General features: G+C 60.2%; 16 protein-coding genes and 1 tRNA gene. 5 read left to right on the top strand and 12 right to left on the bottom strand.

Features of this window, described 5'->3' with window-relative positions:
• Positions 1-225: 225 nt before the first annotated feature.
• Positions 226-297, bottom strand: a tRNA-Asn gene (locus tag HMPREF3130_RS01255).
• A gap of 276 nt (positions 298-573) precedes the next feature.
• On the opposite strand from HMPREF3130_RS01255, the gene HMPREF3130_RS01260 reads away from it, so the two are divergent.
• Both HMPREF3130_RS01260 and HMPREF3130_RS01265 read left to right on the top strand, forming a co-directional pair.
• Complete coding sequence (locus HMPREF3130_RS01260; RefSeq protein WP_049170748.1) at positions 574-1,731, top strand: S-(hydroxymethyl)mycothiol dehydrogenase; 1,158 nt, start codon at positions 574-576, stop codon at positions 1,729-1,731.
• Positions 1,728-2,360, top strand: coding sequence for an MBL fold metallo-hydrolase (locus tag HMPREF3130_RS01265; protein ID WP_049170745.1), 633 nt, complete (start codon positions 1,728-1,730; stop codon positions 2,358-2,360). The genes HMPREF3130_RS01260 and HMPREF3130_RS01265 overlap by 4 nt, the downstream gene beginning before the upstream one ends.
• Positions 2,361-2,374: 14 nt before the next feature.
• Here HMPREF3130_RS01265 and dnaG read toward each other — a convergent pair whose 3' ends face one another.
• On the bottom strand, positions 2,375-4,306 hold the full coding sequence (gene dnaG, locus HMPREF3130_RS01270) for a DNA primase (RefSeq protein WP_080971472.1): 1,932 nt from the start codon (positions 4,304-4,306) through the stop codon (positions 2,375-2,377).
• A gap of 119 nt (positions 4,307-4,425) precedes the next feature.
• Here dnaG and HMPREF3130_RS01275 point away from each other — a divergent pair, with 119 nt between their 5' ends.
• Entirely contained in the window at positions 4,426-4,929 is a 504-nt protein-coding gene (locus HMPREF3130_RS01275) for a guanyl-specific ribonuclease (RefSeq protein WP_070429155.1), read from the top strand.
• A gap of 4 nt (positions 4,930-4,933) precedes the next feature.
• On the opposite strand, the gene HMPREF3130_RS01280 is transcribed toward HMPREF3130_RS01275, so the two are convergent.
• The gene (locus tag HMPREF3130_RS01280; RefSeq protein ID WP_048732682.1) at positions 4,934-6,226 is read right to left on the bottom strand and encodes a deoxyguanosinetriphosphate triphosphohydrolase; all 1,293 of its coding nucleotides are present in this window, start codon (positions 6,224-6,226) and stop codon (positions 4,934-4,936) included.
• A 28-nt stretch (positions 6,227-6,254) separates the two neighbouring features.
• Here HMPREF3130_RS01280 and HMPREF3130_RS01285 point away from each other — a divergent pair, with 28 nt between their 5' ends.
• Positions 6,255-8,288 carry a TPM domain-containing protein gene (locus HMPREF3130_RS01285; protein ID WP_246815085.1) on the top strand — a complete coding sequence of 678 codons (2,034 nt, stop codon included), beginning with the start codon at positions 6,255-6,257 and terminating at the stop codon, positions 8,286-8,288.
• A gap of 8 nt (positions 8,289-8,296) precedes the next feature.
• Here HMPREF3130_RS01285 and HMPREF3130_RS01290 read toward each other — a convergent pair whose 3' ends face one another.
• Genes HMPREF3130_RS01290 through HMPREF3130_RS01300 form a run of 3 tightly spaced genes read right to left on the bottom strand, consistent with a single transcriptional unit; the run spans position 8,297 to position 10,655 of the window.
• Complete coding sequence (locus HMPREF3130_RS01290) at positions 8,297-8,713, bottom strand: hypothetical protein (RefSeq protein WP_070429157.1); 417 nt, start codon at positions 8,711-8,713, stop codon at positions 8,297-8,299.
• Positions 8,701-9,270: a hypothetical protein gene (locus HMPREF3130_RS01295; RefSeq protein WP_070429158.1), complete on the bottom strand. Its 570-nt coding sequence runs from the start codon at positions 9,268-9,270 to the stop codon at positions 8,701-8,703. Before HMPREF3130_RS01295 ends, HMPREF3130_RS01290 begins: the two co-directional genes overlap by 13 nt.
• Positions 9,270-10,655, bottom strand: a complete 1,386-nt coding sequence (locus HMPREF3130_RS01300) for a glycine--tRNA ligase (RefSeq protein ID WP_049170727.1) — start codon at positions 10,653-10,655, stop codon at positions 9,270-9,272. The genes HMPREF3130_RS01295 and HMPREF3130_RS01300 overlap by 1 nt, the downstream gene beginning before the upstream one ends.
• 190 nt (positions 10,656-10,845) lie before the next feature.
• On the opposite strand from HMPREF3130_RS01300, the gene HMPREF3130_RS01305 reads away from it, so the two are divergent.
• On the top strand, positions 10,846-11,340 hold the full coding sequence (locus HMPREF3130_RS01305) for a Fur family transcriptional regulator (RefSeq protein WP_070429159.1): 495 nt from the start codon (positions 10,846-10,848) through the stop codon (positions 11,338-11,340).
• Between the two features lie 35 nt (positions 11,341-11,375).
• Here the strand turns inward: HMPREF3130_RS01305 and HMPREF3130_RS01310 are convergent, their stop codons facing one another.
• The 6 genes from HMPREF3130_RS01310 to HMPREF3130_RS01335 are packed head-to-tail and all read right to left on the bottom strand — an operon-like array spanning position 11,376 to position 16,730.
• Positions 11,376-12,095 (bottom strand): isoprenyl transferase, encoded by a 720-nt coding sequence (locus HMPREF3130_RS01310; protein WP_076772257.1) that lies wholly within the window; start codon positions 12,093-12,095, stop codon positions 11,376-11,378.
• A gap of 31 nt (positions 12,096-12,126) precedes the next feature.
• Positions 12,127-12,876, bottom strand: coding sequence for a DNA repair protein RecO (recO, locus tag HMPREF3130_RS01315; protein WP_016423113.1), 750 nt, complete (start codon positions 12,874-12,876; stop codon positions 12,127-12,129).
• A 4-nt stretch (positions 12,877-12,880) separates the two neighbouring features.
• Positions 12,881-13,822: a GTPase Era gene (gene era, locus HMPREF3130_RS01320; RefSeq protein ID WP_042389423.1), complete on the bottom strand. Its 942-nt coding sequence runs from the start codon at positions 13,820-13,822 to the stop codon at positions 12,881-12,883.
• Positions 13,823-13,826: 4 nt separating this feature from the next.
• A complete protein-coding gene (locus tag HMPREF3130_RS01325; protein ID WP_016423115.1) occupies positions 13,827-15,155 on the bottom strand; it encodes a hemolysin family protein in 1,329 nt (442 codons plus the stop codon).
• Complete coding sequence (ybeY, locus tag HMPREF3130_RS01330) at positions 15,152-15,685, bottom strand: rRNA maturation RNase YbeY (protein ID WP_005511056.1); 534 nt, start codon at positions 15,683-15,685, stop codon at positions 15,152-15,154. Before ybeY ends, HMPREF3130_RS01325 begins: the two co-directional genes overlap by 4 nt.
• 16 nt (positions 15,686-15,701) lie before the next feature.
• Positions 15,702-16,730 (bottom strand): PhoH family protein, encoded by a 1,029-nt coding sequence (locus tag HMPREF3130_RS01335; RefSeq protein WP_005511086.1) that lies wholly within the window; start codon positions 16,728-16,730, stop codon positions 15,702-15,704.
• Positions 16,731-16,739 lie beyond the last annotated feature (9 nt).

A 16,739-nucleotide genomic window follows, 5' to 3' on the forward strand; every position in this document is an offset into this window, starting at 1 on the left:
CATAAACGCAGTCAGTAACTCGCATCCACCCAACGCCATCAGCCATAAACGCAGTCAGTAACTCGCACTGGGGTAAGTGGCGAAAGGTGCCCACCGGCGACGCACCGCCCAGACACGCTTTTCCGACTTTCCTAGGGCTTGGATTATTTTCTGTCTGTTTTTGTCTTCTTCGTCTTCTTAAACGAAAACCAGGCCAGAGAAAAACTCTCTGACCTGGCTTAATTGCTCCTCCAGCTGGACTCGAACCAGCAACCCTTCGATTAACAGTCGAATGCTCTGCCATTGAGCTATGGAGGAATATCCACCGCACAGAACCGGCTAAACCGAACTTCGGCCATGCCGTTCCTTGCGACGGATAGATACTTTACCCAGACCCCTTGAAACTCACAAATCGCCAGGTCAAAGGTCAATTTATACCTTCTTTTCCCACACGTCATGACACCGTTGTGAGTTCTCAGAGCCACGCAATCCACACAATCCACGCAACCTCACACAGCGCCCACAAAGCTCCTACCAGTACTGAAAATGCTTTCCATCATGCACTTTTCATACCGCGCTCATACGATGGGGCTTATGTCTGAACAAACCAACGGAACCGAAAACACCGAGCAAACCGCACGCGTTGTGCGCGGCGTTATCGCCCGCGAAAAAGGCGCACCTGTAGAACTTACTGATATCCACATCCCGTCCCCGGGCCCGAACGATGTCATTGTCGACATCCAGGCCTGCGGCGTCTGCCATACAGACCTGGCTTACCGCGACGGCGATATCACCGACGAGTACCCGTTCTTCCTCGGCCACGAGGCCGCAGGCGTGGTCTCCGAGATTGGCGAAGAGGTCACGCATGTTGCCGTCGGCGATTTCGTTGTCCTCAATTGGCGCGCCGTCTGTGGCGAGTGCCGCGCCTGCAAGCGCGGTGAGCCACAGTACTGCTTTAGCACTTTCAACGCCTCCAAGCCCATGACGCTTGCCGACGGCACCGTCCTCACCCCGGCACTTGGAATCGGCGCTTTTGCGGATGCCACCCTCGTCCACGAGGGCCAGTGCACCAAGGTCGATTCGGCAGCCGATCCGGCCGTTGCGGGCCTGCTGGGCTGCGGTGTCATGGCCGGCATCGGTGCGGCTATTAACACCGGCGAGGTTAAGCGCGGTGAATCGGTAGCCGTCATCGGCTGCGGTGGCGTTGGTACGGCCGCTATCGCCGGTGCCAAGCTGGCCGGCGCTAGCAAGATTATTGCCATCGACATCTCGGACGAGAAGCTGGATACCGCCCGCGAATTCGGCGCGACCGAGACCATTAACTCTGCGGAGCTGGCTAAGAGCGATAAGGGCACCGGGGAAGAGGATCCCGTCGTTAAGCGAGTGCGTGAGCTGACCGACGGTTTCGGTGCTGATGTCGTGATTGATGCGGTCGGCCGTCCGGAAACCTACAAGCAGGCGTTCTACGCCCGTGACCTGGCTGGACGCGTTGTTCTGGTCGGTGTTCCGGCGCCGACAATGGAGCTGGACATCCCGCTGGCGGATGTGTTTAGCCGCGGTGGTGCGTTGAAGTCGTCCTGGTACGGCGACTGCCTACCAGAGCGCGACTTCCCGATGCTGGTGGATCTGTCGTTGCAGAACCGCCTGCCATTAGAGGGCTTCGTGACGGAGCGCATTGGCATTGAGGATGTTGACGAGGCCTTCGAAACCATGAAGGCCGGTAAGGTACTGCGATCGGTGGTGACGCTGTGAACAAGGGTTTGAGGGTCGACCACGTTCTCACGTCGGGCACGTTCTCGCTCGATGGTGGCACGTGGGACGTAGACAACAACGTATGGGTGCTCGGCGATGACCGTGAGGTCATTGTCATCGATGCGGCGCATGAGGCGCAGCCGATTATTGACGCGGTGGATGGCCGCAAGGTAAAGGCGATTGTATGCACCCACGCGCACAACGACCACATCACTGTGGCCCCTGAACTGCAGGAGAAGCTCGACGCTCCCCTGCTCGTCCACCCGGGCGACCAGATGCTGTGGGAGCAGTCCTGGCCGGACCTGGCGCACGAGGACCTCGCGCACGGTCAGCGCCTGGAGATTGCAGGCACGGAGGTTGTCATTATTAACACTCCGGGCCACTCCCCTGGCTCGTGCTGTCTGTACGTACCGGAGGCCGCGGAGCTGTTCTCTGGTGACACGCTGTTTTCCGGCGGTCCGGGGGCGACCGGTCGGTCCTACTCGGATTTCGACACGATTATTAACTCCATCCGCGACAATCTGCTGACTCTGCCTGCGGAAACGACTGTCCGCACGGGTCATGGCGACCACACGACGATTGGCCGCGAGGCTCCGCACTTGGAAGAGTGGATTCGCCGCGGCTACTAGTCGCTAGCCACTAGCTACTCAAACACGACCTTGACCGCCTCTGCTTGCAGTTCGCGGCGGTACTGCTCCATCGCGAGCAGGTCCGCGAACAGCGAGTTGTAGGCGGTTTCGTCGTCTGAGGGGCGCATTCGTGAGAGCATCGCCTTCAGCTGTGCAATTTGGTCACCGACCCACACCTCCTGCAACCGCGCCAGAATCGCCTGCGCATACGGGCGCAGCGTCTCTGCATCGACGGCGATTTGCTCCACGCCCAGCTCAGTCACGAGATGCTTGACGACGTCCTCCCGCGCCTGATCCATAATTGCGGTCGCCCAACTATGTGGCTGTGTGGCCGCTTCCCCGCAGGCACCACCTGCAGCCATGATGGCATCGAATACCGCCCGGTAGGTCGGATGCCCAAAGGTCTCGGGTGCGAGCGCATCGAATACCGGGCCGGTGGTGGCGGGCTCTTGAATTGCCAACTTGAGAGCCTCACGCTGCGCATAGAGCACAGGGTCCCGCGGGTTTGGATACGGCAGTGCCGGGTTGCGCCGGCGCCGCGCTTCCTCTGCCTCTTCGCGGGCACGGGCCTCTTCTTGGCGACGCTGGTAGGGAGTGCGCTTTTCATTCTGTGGCCGACTGGCCTCCTCGCGGACGCGCTGCACCAGCTCGGCTTCATCATTCCAGCCAATCCAGCCGGCAACTTCGCGGGCATACTCATCGCGCAACGCCGCGTCCTTGAGCTGGGCCAGGACAGGCACCACTCGGCGCAGCCCGGAGACCCTGCCATTAGCGGTGGTCAGGTCATAGTCGGCCAGAAGTGTGCGGAGGACAAATTCGATCAATGGCCGTCGTGAAGCAACGAGATCGCGGACTGCGGCCTCGCCCTTCTTCTGGCGCAGATCACACGGATCCATGCCGTCCGGCGCGACCGCGACGTAGGACTGGCCGGTGAAGTTCTGCTCCCCCTCGAAGGCGCGCATGGCGGCCTTTTGCCCTGCCTCGTCGCCGTCGAAGGTGTAGATGAGTTCGCCGCGGAAGAAGTTGTCGTCGAGCATGAGACGGCGCAGCAGCTGGAGGTGTTCCTCGCCGAAAGCGGTACCGCAGGACGCGACGGCCGTGGTCACGCCTGAGGCGTGCATGGCCATGACGTCAGTGTAGCCCTCCACGATTACAGCCTGATGACCAGTGGCAATGTCCTTCTTTGCCAGATCCAAGCCGAAAAGGACCTTGGACTTCTTGTACAGCATGGTCTCGGGCGTGTTCATGTACTTGCCCAGATTGTCATCGTCGAAAAGCTTGCGGGCACCAAAACCGATGACATCGCCGGACATATTGCGGATCGGCCACATGAGACGACGGTGAAAACGATCGATCGGCCCCATGCGCCCCATCTTGGAAAGACCCGCCTTGTCCAACTCCTCGAAGCTAAAGCCCAGGCGCTGCAGGTGCTTGGTTAGAGTGTCCCAGCCGGCCGGCGAGTAGCCACAGCCGAACTGGGCCGCGTGCTCGGCGGTGAAGCCGCGGTTTTCCAGAAACTCGCGCGCGGGCGCTGCCGCTGGAGTGGAGAACTGTTCGCGGTAGAACTTCTGTGCCTCGCGGTTTGCGGCGATGAGACGCTGGCGAGTTCCCGGTTCCTCGCGACGGCCCGTGCCGCCGCCCTCATAGTTAATGTGGAAGCCAATTTTCTCCGCACAGGCTTCGACAGCCTCCGGGAAAGACAGGTGTTCCATCTCCATGAGGAAGCTGAATACATCACCGCCCTTGCCGGTGGAAAAGCAGTGGTAGTAGCCATGATTGGGGCGTACGTGGAACGACGGCGTGCGCTCGTCTTTAAAAGGCGAAAGCCCTTTCAGAGAATCCGCGCCAGCCGGTTTGAGGTTCACGTATTCTGCAACGATCTCCTCAATCGGAGTCCGTTCGCGGATTGCCGCGATATCGGAGTCCGGAATTCTTCCCCTAGCCATGAAAATAACCTTACCCAAACCGTCCAATCGACTCCGCCGTAGAGGTTTCGCATGCCGACGAGCCGCCCGCGCCCAGCCCATAACGTGCCGGCGGCGACCGATATGGAAAGATACTAGCCATGGCTGAGTGGAAGAAGATTGCGAGCGGCGTCGGCGCTGCCGCCCTGGTGCTGGCTGGTAGTTACCTGGGACTCGATGGCGGAGATCAGAACGCATCGGGGTCGGAGGACTCACAGGGGTCGCAGAGTTCCGCCGCCTCTAGCGCGAAGTCGAATCCCAAGCCGGGTCCTAACTCGAGCAGCAACAAGTCGGGTGCAAAGGGTGCCACCTGCGCAGTAGATACCCTGCCGCAGGAGGCCGACGATGTTATCGACCGCATCCTGACCGACCAGGACCACATCTACTCGCAGCACGACGGCAAGCACTTCGGCAACTACGAGGGACGCCTGCCGAAGGAGCGCGGTGACTACTACCGCGAATACACCGTGACCACCCCGGGTAATTCCAGCCGCGGTGCACGCCGCATCGTTGTCGGCGGCGGTTCCGAAAACGATCCGGATGTCTGGTACTACACCGACGACCACTACGAGAGCTTCTGCGAGATTCCTGACGCGGAGGAGTAGACAACTATCCCCACGCCGCGGCCACACCAGCAATCTGGCGATCAAGCCGCTCTACACGCGACTCCGTCATTGACGCTAGCTGATCAACAATCACCCGCAGCCGCGCTTGGTCACTCTCCGCGCGGGAATAGAGCCACTGGAACATCGGATCAAGCGTTCCCGGAGCACCCTCCTGCAGATACTCGGCCACCCGGAAAAGGCGATCGCGCTCACGCTCCTGACGGCGAATATGACGCGGAAGATCCATCACATACAGCACGGCGATGGTCTTCAGCATGGTGACCTCGGCCAGAATCGAGCTGGGCACGGCGAGGTCCGCGTCGTAACGCCCGAGCGGAAGCGTCGACCCGGAGGCAGCACGCGTACCCGCGACGGAAGCAGTGACAAAACGGCCGACCAGCTCCGAGGTCATCCGTTTCAGCGCGACCAGCGAGCGCAGCGAACCATCATAGGACGCCGCAGCTGATACCACCGGCAAGCTGGCAAGACGCCCGGCAGCCTCGACGAGCTCCGCTGGATCGCCACCAAATGCGGCAGCGCCCTTGTCAGCGAGTGCGGCCAGTTCCACCGTGTCCCACAGAACACCCAGGTCAACGCGGCCAGAGACGATGCCATCCTCGACATCGTGGACGGAATAGGCGACATCGTCAGACCAGTCCATGATCTGCGCCTCAAGACACTGCTTGCCGTGCGGAACGCCCTGGCGAATCCACTGCAGAATTGCGGCATCTTCCTGGTAGGCCCCGTACTTGTGGCGGAGCTGACCATCGGGACCGATTGGCGTCCACGGGTACTTACAAGCCGCATCGAGCGCCGCCCGAGTGAGATTGAGTCCGCAGGGCTCACCTGTACCATCGAGCACCTTCGGCTCGAGGCGAGTGAGAATACGCAGCGTCTGCGCGTTGCCCTCAAACCCGCCGCACCCAGCGGCAATCTCGTTGAGGGCGCGCTCGCCGTTGTGGCCATACGGCGGATGCCCGATGTCATGGGTCAGGCCGGCCAGCTCTGCGAGATCCTCATCTGCACCCAACTCGCTGGCGATTCCGCGGGAAATCTGCGCGACCTCCAGCGAGTGAGTCAGGCGTGTGCGGGGAGTATCGCCCTCCCCTGGCCCCACAACCTGGGTTTTGTCAGCCAGCCTGCGCAGCGCTGCGGAGTGCAGGACGCGGGCGCGATCTCGCGCAAACGCCGCCCGGTGGGTTTCCAAGGACTGCACCCCGGGCAGCAATGACTGCTTCGGAGACTCCTCGACAATACGAGCGAGTTCAAAAGATGAATACGAAAATTTACCGGCCACGTAATTATTGTTACGTATCCTTGTAGATATGTCTGACAGGAATCGCGTGTTTCGCCCCCTTTACCTTGCCGCATCGGGTGCTTTCCTCGGCCTGAGCATGCCGCTAATTACTGCCGCACTACCGGCACAGCCACCGGTTCACGCACCTGCTTCGCTGCTGGCACTCGCACCGTCAGCATCCCTGGCGCACGCCGAGGCACCGGCGGATGTGTCGGGCGAGGTGGCTGATCTCGCAGGTGTGCTGAGCGGCGGCGATGAAGCTCGTCTGAAGGAGCAGATTCAGCAGCTCAAGACAGAGAAGCGACTCCTGTTCTCGGTGTTTTACATCAAGAGCTTCGACGGCATTCAGGGCGAACAGTGGGCGCAGCAGGCCTGGGAGCACCTCGGAGCTGCCGACAACCGCGGTGTCCTGGTCGTCGCCGTGGAAGACCGAAACCTCGGCGCTTTCGTCGGAGACTCCTTCCCCCGCAACGCGGAGGCCATCAACAGAGCAGCTCAAGGGCAGTTGTTAGAGGATGACAACTGGGCAGCTGCGGGTGAAGCTGCCATCGCCGAGGCAGGCGGTGGCAGCGGCTCCGCCGGTGGGTGGGCACTCGGCGCCGGCCTCGGTGGTGCCGCCGTTGTCGGTGGCGCCACCTGGGCCGTGGGCCGCCGCAATAAGAAGAAGCGCGATGAGGAGGAGATCGCTCGTGGCCGCAACATCGACCCCAAGGATGTCTCTTCGCTGGACTCGCTGAGCACCAGCTCGCTCGATGTTCTTGCGCACGATGAGATTGTCAGTACCGATGAGTCCATTCGCAAAGCCCGCACCGAGCTCGACCTCGCCCGCGCTGAGTTCGGCACCGAACGCATCCGCAGCTTCGACAACGCACTGAAGCACTCTCAGTCCACGCTCGAGCGTGCGTTTGCACTTCGCCAACAGCTTGACGACGGCTCCGTGTCCGACGAAATCGAGCGCCGCAGTGTCCTGCTGGAGATTATCTCCACCTGTGGTGTTGCGGATGACCAGCTCGACGGCGAGGCCGCAAACTTCCAGAAACTCCGCCAGGAGTTGATGAATGCTGAAGCGACGATTTCGAAGCTCACTCAGCGAAGTGTCGAGCTGCGTTCACGTATGCCGCGTGCCGGCGAAATTCTCGATGGTCTGCGCGCACGTTACGAAGAGCAGATGCTCAGCTCTGTGACCGACAATATCGACATGGCCACGGAGCACCTGAATCAGGCTGACCAGTCAATGTCTGAGGCCCGCCGCATCGCGGACCTACCTGCCGGTGAGCAAGGTGGTCTGATTGATGCGCTGTCGGCCACCGACTTTGCGCTCACACAGGCAGAGAGTCTTCTGGAGGCCATTGAACACGCCGATAGCGATATTCACGCTGCAGTCGCTGGACTGGCTTCCCTTATCGCCGAGGTCCGCGGTGAAATCGATGAGGCTTCGCACCTGATGTCGGCACCGCAAGGCGCCAACATCAACCGCGAGCGTCTCAATGCGGCCATCGAAGCAGGCCGTGAAGCACTCGGTGTGGCAGCCAATAAGTCCGAAGTGGATCCACTGAGTTCCTGGACCGCACTGACCGATGCCGATGAGCTGCTCGACGAAGCCCTCGACTCCGCTCGAGATAAGGCCGCGTCGTTCGCCCGCGCTACCGCTACTTTGCAGCACAGCATGCAGGATGCCGACAATCACATTCGCGCCGCGGCTGACTTAATTGCTACCCGCCGCCGTGTGGTTGGTGCTGAGGCTCGCACTCGCCTCGCGGAGGCGCAGCGTGCTTACGGCTCTGCTCAGGGCTTGGCCAACGATGATCCGCGAAAGGCTTTGGCCTACGCACGTCGTGCGCGCAAGCTCGCGGCTGAGGCCGCTGACTTGGCCCGCCGTGACATCCACCGCTACCAGGATCAGCGCCGCGGTGGCGGCAGCAACGGTTCGATGGTCGCCGGCATGGTGCTAGGCAGCATGCTCAGCAACAACAGCGGCTTTGGTGGCAGTATCGGCGGATTCGGCGGGTTCGGCGGAGGTTCGAGTCGACCAGGCGGCTCCGGCAGCACAATGGGCTTCTAGATTCCCGCCTAAATTCGCATCTGGCGTGGTCCATCCACAGACCACGTCGCCAGAGCGGCGGCAATCAGCCAGTCTTCGAAACTCCCCCGGAAGTCTCCTTTCTGGGCATAGACACCAAATACCCCTCGGCCTAGGCTGTCCTCTCTGACGATTCGGGCGAGCTCATAGCCTGGCCGTTCGATGTCGAAGACCGTGCGAATTCCCCGTCCTTCTCTGTTTAGGACGAAAGAATCCCCCTCATCCGGATTCGTCATCACTAGCGCGTTCGTGCTAAAAAAGCGGGCTTTCACCTGCCAGCCACGCCCTTGTGGCGAGGTGATCCAGAAAGCACTAAAGACCCCGTCCTGACAGCTCCAGCCGTCGGACAGGGTCTTTTGGTTCTCGTCGTAAACGACGCCGTCTGCAATAGTTGCTACACGATCCACACCCAAATCATATAGGCAATCAGCAAGAGCAAGCAGACAGTGAGAATCCAGGTAGAGGAAACCATGCGGGACTCCAGCACCCGACGAGCACTGTAGACCAGGAAGATCTTCTCCTCTTCCGGCAGCGCACGGCCCTCATCGGTGTCGAACTGCACCTCTGCGTGGCGCACGCCACGGGACGCACCGGTAAACTGGCCCCACTTCTCGCCGGTCTTCGCATTCTCGATGACGTAGTTCGTCGATCCCTCGCACACCAGCTTGCCTTCAGGACGATCCGGCCCAAAGGTCACTGAAAGCTGCTTGGCTCGCGAAATCTTGTCACGGTCAGCAGCAACGGTCGAGAACACGCGGCCGTCGGGAAGCGTGGCGGAAACACGGTGATTAGCAGAGGCGTCAATGACCCACTCCCCTTCCGGGGTGTTGAGGCGATCGCCCTGCTCATCACGGATGTACGTGCCGACTTCGGTGCTTTCCTTCAGAATCGGCCAGGTTTGCTCGGATTTTTCCCGAGAGCCGTCGCCGAGACTATAGGATTCCCAAAAAACTTCTTCGGCCATTAGCAGCCCACCAGGCGAGCTGCGAGGTAGCCTTCCAGCTCGTCAATCTTGACGCGCTCCTGCTCCATGGTGTCGCGGTCACGGACGGTCACAGCGTTGTCCTCGAGAGTATCGAAGTCAACGGTGACACAGAACGGAGTACCGATCTCATCCTGGCGACGGTAACGACGGCCGATAGCACCGGAGGTGTCGTAATCGACGGCCCAGTACTGGCGCAGCTTGTCCGCGACAGCCTCAGCGGTCGGAGTCAGGGTGTCCTTCTTCGACAGCGGCAGAACAGCAACCTTAACCGGCGACAGACGCGGGTCTAGCTTCAGCACGGTACGGGTGTCGGTGCCGCCCTTTGCGTTCGGCACCTCTTCCTCGGTGTAGGCATCACACAGGAAGGCCATCAAGGCGCGGGTCAGACCGAAGGACGGCTCAATGACGTACGGAACGTACTTTTCGCCGGTGACCTGGTCGTGGTAACGCAGGTCTTCCTTGGAGTGCTCGATGTGGCAGCCGAGGTCGTAGTCCGTACGGTTGGCGACACCCATCAGCTCGCCCCACTCGTTTCCCTGGAAGTGGAAACGGTACTCGAAGTCGATTGTGCGTGCAGAGTAGTGAGCGCGCTCGTCCTTCGGAACGTCGAACTGACGCATGTTCTCCGGGTTAACGCCCAGGTCAATGAACCAGTTCCAGCAGGCGTCGACCCACTCATCGAACTTCTCTTCCGCCTGGTCCGGTGCGACGAAGTACTCGATCTCCATCTGTTCGAACTCGCGGGTACGGAAGATGAAGTTACCCGGGGTGATCTCGTTGCGGAATGCCTTACCGGTCTGGCCGATACCGAACGGTGGCTTCAGGCGAGCCGTGGTCATAACGTTCTTGAAGTTGACGAAGATACCCTGAGCGGTCTCCGGGCGCATGTAGTGCAGGCCCTGCTCATTGTCGACCGGGCCGAGGAAGGTCTTCATCAGACCGGAGAACATCTGCGGCTCGGTCCAGTTGCCCGGCTGACCGGTCTCCGGGTCCGGAACGTCTGCCAGACCATTGGCCGGCGGGTGACCGTGCTTGGCCTCGTAGGCCTCCAGCAGGTGGTCAGCGCGGTAGCGCTTGTGGGTGTGCAGGGACTCCACCAGCGGGTCGGTGAAGGTAGCGACGTGGCCGGAAGCTTCCCAGACCTGGCGCGGCAGGATAATGGAGGAATCCAGGCCGACGACATCCTTACGGCCGGTGACGAAGGTCTTCCACCACTGGCGCTTGATGTTTTCCTTCAGCTCCACACCCAGGGGACCGTAATCCCATGCCGAGCGGGTACCGCCGTAAATTTCACCACACGGGTAAACGAACCCCCTGCGCTTACACAGGTTGGCGACGGTATCGACAACTGACTTAGGTGCCACGGTCTAGACCACTCCTTATAAATGGCTTCGCATCGCACACCACACGCCTTTTCCGGGCACACAATTCAGCCCGTTCCGTGCGGCGAACGACATAATGAAAAGCAAAATGTACTGACCCCAACAGGCCAGTTAAAAGTTCCCCTATACTCTAGCGCATCTTGTCCAACCGATACCGGGTAGTGTCGGTTACATGGCTGGCGAAGATATGCACGAAGTTAGTTCTGGCGAAAACCCACGTGGTACGGGCTCCCCCGCTAGCACCGGGGCACACGCCTCCGCGCGGCCGGCCGCAACCCGCATCGGCCAGCGCAGTACTCGCCAACGCCGCGCCGTCGTGTCGATTATGAGTGAGGCCCCTAATTTTCGCTCCGCTGCTGACATTCATCAGTCGCTGACGGAACGTGGGGACAAGGTCGGCTTGACGACGGTCTATCGGACGCTCCAGACCCTTTCAGAAATGGACATTGTCGATGTTCTGCACAATGCCTCCGGAGAGGCTCTCTACCGGCTGTGCGGTGACCACCACCATCATCACCTGGTCTGCACCGATTGCGGCAGCACCGTTGAAGTCGCCGGCGGCCCTGTCGAGCAGTGGGCTCACAGCCTTGCGGAGGAGCACGGTTTTAATCTGACCGGGCACACTGCTGAGGTCTTCGGCCTGTGCAGGGACTGCCAGAAGAAGTAGCCCGGGCTCCCTCCCCCCCCTAAAAAATATCGGCTCTAGGCCTTGCCGAACCTACGGTCGCGCTTGGCGTACTCCACCACTGCGGCGCGCATGTCATCCCGACCGAAATCCGGGAAAAGCTTGTCCTGATAGACCATCTCCGCATAGGCGGACTGCCAGATTAAGAAGTTGGACGTGCGCTGCTCGCCCGATGGACGCAGGAACAGATCAACATCCGGCATAGTCGGCTCATCCAGGAACTGTGCGAAAGACTTCTCGGTCAAGTCATATTCGCTGAGCTCCCCCGCTGCTGCCTGACGAGCAATCTCTCTAGCAGCATCAACAATTTCAGCGCGACCACCGTAGTTGACGCACATATACAGAGTTAGCGCGTCATTGTCCTTCGTCTGCTCCTCGGCAATCTCAAGTTCCTTAATAACCGAGCGCCACAGTCGCGGGCGACGCCCTGCCCAACGCACGCGAACGTTCTTCGAATCCAACTCATCACGACGTCGGCGCAGCACATCGCGATTAAAGCCCATAAGGAATCGGACCTCATCGACCGAACGGCGCCAATTCTCAGTGGAAAATGCGTAAGCCGACAGGTGCTTGACGCCCATCTCCAAACAAGCATCGACGCACTCCATCAGCACGGCCTCACCACGCTTGTGCCCCTCGGTGCGTTTGAGCCCACGCTGTTCGGCCCATCTACCATTGCCGTCCATCACGAGCGCGATGTGATTGGGCACGAATTGCTGCGGTACAGGAGGATTCAACACGCTTCCTATTGTGCCCCACCGCTACTGTTTACTGCCAAAAAGCATCCACATGTTCCAGCGCCGGCACCCGGCGGCCCAGGTAGTACTGCAGGTACTTCGCCGTTAGGGTACGCGCCGTCGCCATCCGCCCCTCGAATTCGCTTGACGACGTATCGATGCCCGCCCATTGCTCATGAGCAAGCTGCCACATCAGATGCAGAACCTCGGTCGGCGGAGTATCTGCACCCGGTGGCCTGCAGTTGGTGCACACTGCTCCGCCCAGTGCGGGAGAAAACGCGTGGTGAGGGCCGGCTTTGCCGCAGCCTGCGCATTCAAAGAGGCTTGGCTGCCAACCGGCCTGCGCCATTGCTCGCAGAATGTAGGAGGTCAGCAACAAATCGGGGCGATGGCGACCGGCCGCAACGTCGTCGAGCGATTGAGTGGTGAGATCCCACAATTCGGGAGCCGGCACTTGCTCCTCGCCGACAATGCGTTCGGCGACGTCCAGGACTGCACACGCACAGGTGTAGCGCGCATAGTCGTCGACAAGCGGTGCTGCCCACGTGCGCACGGTATCTGCGCCTGCGATAGTGGACAGTCCTCGGCGTGGGTAGATGTTGACATCCACGTCGACGAATGGTGAGAGGCGCGAGCCGAAGCGGCTCTTCGCGCGCCGCACGCCTTTGGCGACACCGCGGACTAAGCCGTGGTCGCGGGTGAAAAGGACGATGATGCGGTCGGCTTCGCCGAGGTCGTAGCGGCGTACGACCAGCGCACGGTCGCGATACGGCTCGACCAACTTTTTAGAATCCCAACTTGCCCAGCTGCTTCGGGTCCGACTGCCAGTCCTTCAATACCTTCACCCGCAGGTCAAGGTAAACATTCTGACCGAGCAGCGCAATGAGTTCCTTACGAGCCTTATGAATGGTGGTGCCCATGCGTCGACCGTCGCGCCCCATGAGGATGGACTTCTGCCCCGAACGCTCGACATAGATAACGGCGTGGACATCCAGGACGCCTTCGCGGTCCTGGTTCGGCAGCACCTCATCAATCTGGACTGCCACGGAATGCGGCAACTCATCGCGCAGACCGCCGAGGGCCGCCTCGCGGATGAGCTCTGCCATCCGGGTGTGCAGATCCTCATCGGTGATGTGCCCCTTCGGGTACAGGCGCGGTCCCTCCGGCAACTGGGAAGCCATGACATCAATCAGCGTGTTGATGTTCTCCCCGGACTTCGACGACAGTGGAACCAACTCAGCATCCGGACCGAGCAACTCCTGCAGCTCAATCAGGCGCTCAATAATGGTATCGCGCGAGACCTTATCCACCTTGGACACAATGCCCATGATGTTCTTGCAACCTTTGGAGACGTTCTCGTAAATCCAGCGGTCACCGGGGCCAATTTTCTCGTCGGCAGGCACGACCATCGCTACCAAGTCCACATCGGAATAGGTCTCCTGAACCATGTCATTCAGGCGCTCACCGAGCAGCGTGCGTGGCTTGTGCAGACCTGGCGTATCCACGACAACAATCTGACAGTTCTCGCGGTGGACTACACCTCGGACTGGATGACGCGTGGTTTCCGGCTGGTTAGCGGTAATAGCGATCTTCTCGCCCACCAGGGAATTGGTCAGCGTGGACTTACCGGTATTCGGACGCCCCACAATGGAAACGAACCCAGAGCGAAAGCCCTCCGGCGCACTGTAATCATCAGCATCTCCGCCAAGTCCAGCATTGGCCAGCATGTCATCAAGATTGCCCATCAGTATCTTCTTCCTCGGAGTAAAACTCCGCAGTCGGCTCCACCACCACAGTGCGTACCCGCATACGACCACGACGGTCACGCGAGCCCTCGGCGGTAAACTTCAGTCCTGCATATTCTACGTACGAACCGGGCAGTGGCACACGTCCAAGCTCATATGCCAACAGACCGGAGACCGTATCCACCTCATCGGTGACCTCGTCATCGAAGACGAGTTGGCGCCCGTGGGCTTCGTCGTAAAGCTCTATGAGCTCGCCCAAGCTGAGGCGCGCCTGGACGCGGTAGGAGGCATCCCCCAGTGGTTCGATGGGGGCCTGCTCGGCCTCGTCGTATTCGTCGGCGATCTCACCGACAATCTCCTCGAGGATGTCCTCAATAGAGATAAGACCGGCGACCGATCCATATTCGTCGATGAGAATGGCGATGTGATTGCGGGTGCGCTGCATTTCATCGAGCAGATCATCCAGTGGCTTGGAGTCGGGAACAAAAACGCAGTCGCGCATGACTTCGGAGACGCGAACACCGCGGCCACCATCAGTACGCGAGTACGTCTGCTGGACAATGTCCTTCAAGTAAATGACGCCGACGATGTCCTCAACGCTCTCGCCAATCACCGGCAGTCGCGAGTGACCCGACTTCACGCATAGGGCCACTGCCTGACCGCAGTGCTTATCCGCCTCAATCCACACCATCTCTGGGCGCGGAACCATAACAACGCGTGCCGACGTTTCCGCGAGATCGAACACAGACTGAATCATGCGGCGCTCATCGTGCTCCACAATGCCGCGCTCCTGGGCGATATCGACCATCTCGCGCAACTCGACTTCAGTGGCGAACGGGCCATCGCGGAAGCCACCACCAGGTGTGATGATGTTGCCGAACCAAATCAGCAACTTTTCCAGTGGCCCCAACACCTTGGCCATAAAACTCAGGACGACCGCGGTGGCGAGGGAAATCGAGTACGGATTCTTCCGACCCATGGTGCGGGAAAACACCCCGAGGACCAGGAAGGTGAACAGAGCCAGCAACACCACTGCAGCCACAATGGCCCAGCGCTCCGGCTCGAAAAGCTTAAGACAAACTGCCGCAAGCGTCACTGCACCGATTGACTCGCACAGCGTACGCAAAATCACCAGCACATTGACGTGCCGAGCCCGATTTTCTACGACCTTGAGGAGCGCATTAGCACCCGCGACCTCGTCACGCTGCAGCTCTGCCACGCGTGCACGGGAAATGCCTGCGACCGCAGTTTCGACTGTGTTGAGTCCGCCAGCGCAGATCATCGCCACAACGGCGACAATTATCAAAGTGATCATCGCTCGTTAGAACGCTCCGGAAACGCATTGGGGTTAATTGGTTTTTCGGAAAAGCTCACGCCACGACGATCGATGTCGTCGTACCAATCCGCCAACAGGCCATTCTGCAGGGAGAACATCTGGCGCTCTTCCTCCGCCGTGACATGGTCATAACCCAATAGGTGCAGTACGCCGTGCACGGTGAGCAGAACCAACTCGTGGCTTAGCGGATGGCCTGCACGCTCCGCCTGCCCCGCGGCAAACTCCGGGCACAACACAATGTCGCCCAGCATCGCCGGCCCTGGGCTAGCTGCATCTGGTCGGCCAGAGCCAGGAGTGAGCTCATCCATCGGGAAGCTCATCACATCCGTCGGACCCGGCAGATCCAGCCAGCGCACATGGAGGTCTTCGATTGTCTTCAAGTCGACAATGTGAATGCTCAGCTCGGCTGCCGGATGCACGTCCAGGCGGCCCAGCGCATAACGGGCAACGTCGATAAGCGACTCTTCATTGACGCCCTGACCGGACTCGTTGAAAACTTCAATGCTCATGTAATTTCAGCGTCCTTTATCGTTTTGTGGCGGACTGTCGCTTTTGTGGGGACTCGGCGCCCTGTTCAATACCTTCGTTATAGGCATCGTAGTCATCGTAGGCCTCGACAATTGCGGTTACCAGCGGGTTGCGCACCACATCCGCAGCCGCCAGCGCCGGAAAAGCGATTCCCGGCACACCGCGCAGCACCTCACGGGCGACAGCTAGACCGGACTTCTGCCCTCGAGGCAGGTCGACCTGGCTGGCGTCACCGGTGATGACCATCTTCGAACCGAAGCCCAGGCGGGTGAGGAACATTTTCATCTGCGCCGGAGTAGTGTTCTGTGCTTCGTCGAGAATAATGAACGCATTGTTCAAGGTACGACCGCGCATGTACGCCAGCGGTGCGACCTCCACTACCCCAGTTTCCATCAGCTTTGGAATCAGCTCCGGCTCAAGCATTTCGCGCATCGCATCGTGCAATGGGCGCAGGTAGGGGTCAATCTTCTCATGCAGAGTACCCGGCAGGAAGCCCAGGTTTTCACCGGCCTCCACTGCGGGGCGAGTCAGAATAATGCGTTCGACCTGCTTATTCTTCAGCGCAGCAACAGCCTTGGCCATGGCCAGGAAGGTCTTGCCCGTACCGGCGGGGCCGATACCGAAAACAACGTTATAGCGGTCGATGGCATCGACGTAGTTCTTCTGCCCCTCGGTCTTGGGCCGCACGGTCTTGCCACGATGTGTCACGATGCCGCCACCGAGCACCTCGCTGGCGGACTTCTCCCCGCGATCCACAATGCCCACCGCGTGCCGCACCGACTCCGGGGAGAGCTCATGCCCACGACGGGCCATTGCCTCTAGCTCCTTGAAAGCGCGGACAGCCAACGAAACATCCGCCGGAGCACCCTTGATTGTCACAACTCCGCCGCGGACATGAATATCCGCTGCCAGCAGAGATTCCAGCAGACGTAGGTTCTGATCCGCATGACCGACCACAATCGGCGCGAGATTGTCATCGAGCTCGACGACGGCGGTGGTACGAGCAGTTACTGAATACTTTGTCATTATGCGTCT

The organism is Corynebacterium sp. HMSC14B06 (assembly GCF_001807075.1).
Classification (GTDB): Bacteria; Actinomycetota; Actinomycetes; order Mycobacteriales; family Mycobacteriaceae; genus Corynebacterium; species Corynebacterium jeikeium_D.

What these genes read in the sequence shown, in the direction of transcription:
- HMPREF3130_RS01260 (WP_049170748.1), top strand. Translation starts at nt 574, where the DNA reads ATGTCTGAACAAACCAACGGAACCGAAAACACCGAGCAAACCGCACGC.
- dnaG (WP_080971472.1), bottom strand. Translation starts at nt 4,306, where the DNA reads ATGGCTAGGGGAAGAATTCCGGACTCCGATATCGCGGCAATCCGCGAA.
- HMPREF3130_RS01275 (WP_070429155.1), top strand. Translation starts at nt 4,426, where the DNA reads ATGGCTGAGTGGAAGAAGATTGCGAGCGGCGTCGGCGCTGCCGCCCTG.
- HMPREF3130_RS01285 (WP_246815085.1), top strand. Translation starts at nt 6,255, where the DNA reads ATGTCTGACAGGAATCGCGTGTTTCGCCCCCTTTACCTTGCCGCATCG.
- HMPREF3130_RS01295 (WP_070429158.1), bottom strand. Translation starts at nt 9,270, where the DNA reads ATGGCCGAAGAAGTTTTTTGGGAATCCTATAGTCTCGGCGACGGCTCT.
- HMPREF3130_RS01305 (WP_070429159.1), top strand. Translation starts at nt 10,846, where the DNA reads ATGGCTGGCGAAGATATGCACGAAGTTAGTTCTGGCGAAAACCCACGT.
- era (WP_042389423.1), bottom strand. Translation starts at nt 13,822, where the DNA reads ATGCTGGCCAATGCTGGACTTGGCGGAGATGCTGATGATTACAGTGCG.
- HMPREF3130_RS01325 (WP_016423115.1), bottom strand. Translation starts at nt 15,155, where the DNA reads ATGATCACTTTGATAATTGTCGCCGTTGTGGCGATGATCTGCGCTGGC.
- ybeY (WP_005511056.1), bottom strand. Translation starts at nt 15,685, where the DNA reads ATGAGCATTGAAGTTTTCAACGAGTCCGGTCAGGGCGTCAATGAAGAG.
- HMPREF3130_RS01335 (WP_005511086.1), bottom strand. Translation starts at nt 16,730, where the DNA reads ATGACAAAGTATTCAGTAACTGCTCGTACCACCGCCGTCGTCGAGCTC.